General features: G+C 51.6%; 1 rRNA gene. It reads left to right on the forward strand.

Annotated elements, in window-relative coordinates:
• The first annotated feature begins 13 nt into the window (after positions 1-13).
• Positions 14-2920 (forward strand): 23S ribosomal RNA (locus tag PSF27_RS20695).
• Positions 2921-2963: the final 43 nt, after the last annotated feature.

Below are 2963 nucleotides of genomic sequence, written 5' to 3' on the forward strand. Positions count from 1 at the left end.
TTTCGGGTTGTGAGGTTAAGCGACTAAGCGTACACGGTGGATGCCTAGGCAATCAGAGGCGATGAAGGACGTGCTAATCTGCGAAAAGCGTCGGTAAGGTGATATGAACCGTTATAACCGACGATATCCGAATGGGGAAACCCAGTGCAATTCGTTGCACTATCGTTTGATGAATACATAGTCAAACGAGGCGAACCGAGGGAACTGAAACATCTCAGTACCTCGAGGAAAAGAAATCAACCGAGATTCCCCTAGTAGCGGCGAGCGAACGGGGAGCAGCCCAGAGTCTTAATCAGCATTAGCATCAGGAGAACAGTCTGGAAAGGCTGGCAGTAAAGGGTGATAGCCCCGTATCCGAAGGTGTTAGTGTTGTGAACTCGACGAGTAGGGCGGGACACGTGTTATCCTGTCTGAATATGGGGGGACCATCCTCCAAGGCTAAATACTCCTGATTGACCGATAGTGAACCAGTACCGTGAGGGAAAGGCGAAAAGAACCCCGGCGAGGGGAGTGAAATAGAACCTGAAACCGTGTACGTACAAGCAGTGGGAGCACCCTTTAGGGTGTGACTGCGTACCTTTTGTATAATGGGTCAGCGACTTATATTCTGTAGCAAGGTTAACCGTATAGGGGAGCCGTAGGGAAACCGAGTCTTAACTGGGCGAATGAGTTGCAGGGTATAGACCCGAAACCCGGTGATCTAGCCATGGGCAGGTTGAAGGTTGGGTAACACTAACTGGAGGACCGAACCGACTAATGTTGAAAAATTAGCGGATGACTTGTGGCTGGGGGTGAAAGGCCAATCAAACCGGGAGATAGCTGGTTCTCCCCGAAAGCTATTTAGGTAGCGCCTCGTGAACTCATCTTCGGGGGTAGAGCACTGTTTCGACTAGGGGGTCATCCCGACTTACCAACTCGATGCAAACTACGAATACCGAAGAATGTTATCACGGGAGACACACGGCGGGTGCTAACGTTCGTCGTGAAGAGGGAAACAACCCAGACCGCCAGCTAAGGTCCCAAAGTCATAGTTAAGTGGGAAACGAAGTGGGAAGGCTCAGACAGCCAGGATGTTGGCTTAGAAGCAGCCATCATTTAAAGAAAGCGTAATAGCTCACTGGTCGAGTCGGCCTGCGCGGAAGATGTAACGGGGCTAAACTATGCACCGAAGCTGCGGCAGCGACATTTAGATGTTGTTGGGTAGGGGAGCGTTCTGTAAGCCTGTGAAGGTGTACTGTGAGGTATGCTGGAGGTATCAGAAGTGCGAATGCTGACATAAGTAACGATAATGCGGGTGAAAAACCCGCACGCCGGAAGACCAAGGGTTCCTGTCCAACGTTAATCGGGGCAGGGTGAGTCGACCCCTAAGGCGAGGCAGAAATGCGTAGTCGATGGGAAACGGGTTAATATTCCCGTACTGGTGATAATTGCGATGGGGGGACGGAGAAGGTTAGGCTGGCCGGGCGACGGTTGTCCCGGTTTAAGGATGTAGGCAGGTGAATTAGGCAAATCCGGTTCACTATATGCTGAGGTCTGATGACGAGTCACTACGGTGGCGAAGTAGCTCATACCCCGCTTCCAGGAAAAGCCTCTAAGCTCTAGATTATCATTAATCGTACCCCAAACCGACACAGGTGGTCAGGTAGAGAATACTCAGGCGCTTGAGAGAACTCGGGTGAAGGAACTAGGCAAAATGGTGCCGTAACTTCGGGAGAAGGCACGCTGGCATTAGGTGAAGTGGTTTACCCATGGAGCTGAAGCCAGTCGCAGATACCAGCTGGCTGCAACTGTTTATTAAAAACACAGCACTGTGCAAACACGAAAGTGGACGTATACGGTGTGACGCCTGCCCGGTGCTGGAAGGTTAATTGATGGGGTTATCCGTAAGGAGAAGCTCTTGATCGAAGCCCCAGTAAACGGCGGCCGTAACTATAACGGTCCTAAGGTAGCGAAATTCCTTGTCGGGTAAGTTCCGACCTGCACGAATGGCGTAATGATGGCCAGGCTGTCTCCACCCGAGACTCAGTGAAATTGAACTCGCTGTGAAGATGCAGTGTACCCGCGGCAAGACGGAAAGACCCCGTGAACCTTTACTATAGCTTGACACTGAACATTGAGCCTTGATGTGTAGGATAGGTGGGAGGCTTTGAAGCGTGGACGCCAGTCTGCGTGGAGCCAACCTTGAAATACCACCCTTTAATGTTTGATGTTCTAACGTTGCCCCGTTATCCGGGGTGCGGACAGTGTCTGGTGGGTAGTTTGACTGGGGCGGTCTCCTCCCAAAGAGTAACGGAGGAGCACGAAGGTTGGCTAAGCATGGTCGGACATCATGCGGTTAGTGCAAAGGCATAAGCCAGCTTGACTGCGAGAGTGACGGCTCGAGCAGGTACGAAAGTAGGTCTTAGTGATCCGGTGGTTCTGAATGGAAGGGCCATCGCTCAACGGATAAAAGGTACTCCGGGGATAACAGGCTGATACCGCCCAAGAGTTCATATCGACGGCGGTGTTTGGCACCTCGATGTCGGCTCATCACATCCTGGGGCTGAAGTAGGTCCCAAGGGTACGGCTGTTCGCCGTTTAAAGTGGTACGCGAGCTGGGTTTAGAACGTCGTGAGACAGTTCGGTCCCTATCTGCCGTGGGCGTTGGAAGATTGAAAGGGGCTGCTCCTAGTACGAGAGGACCGGAGTGGACGCACCACTGGTGTTCGGGTTGTCATGCCAATGGCATTGCCCGGTAGCTAAGTGCGGAAAAGATAACCGCTGAAAGCATCTAAGCGGGAAACTTGCCTTGAGATGAGTCTTCCCTGACCCTTTAAGGGTCCTAAAGGAACGTTTAAGACTAAGACGTTGATAGGTTGGGTGTGTAAGCGTAGCGATACGTTGAGCTAACCAATACTAATGAACCGTGAGGCTTAACCTGACAACACCGAAGGTGTTTTAGAGAGACGAGATAGTTTTCGAAT

This window comes from Providencia sp. PROV129, assembly GCF_028482245.1.
In the GTDB taxonomy this organism is placed as follows: Bacteria; Pseudomonadota; Gammaproteobacteria; order Enterobacterales; family Enterobacteriaceae; genus Providencia; species Providencia vermicola.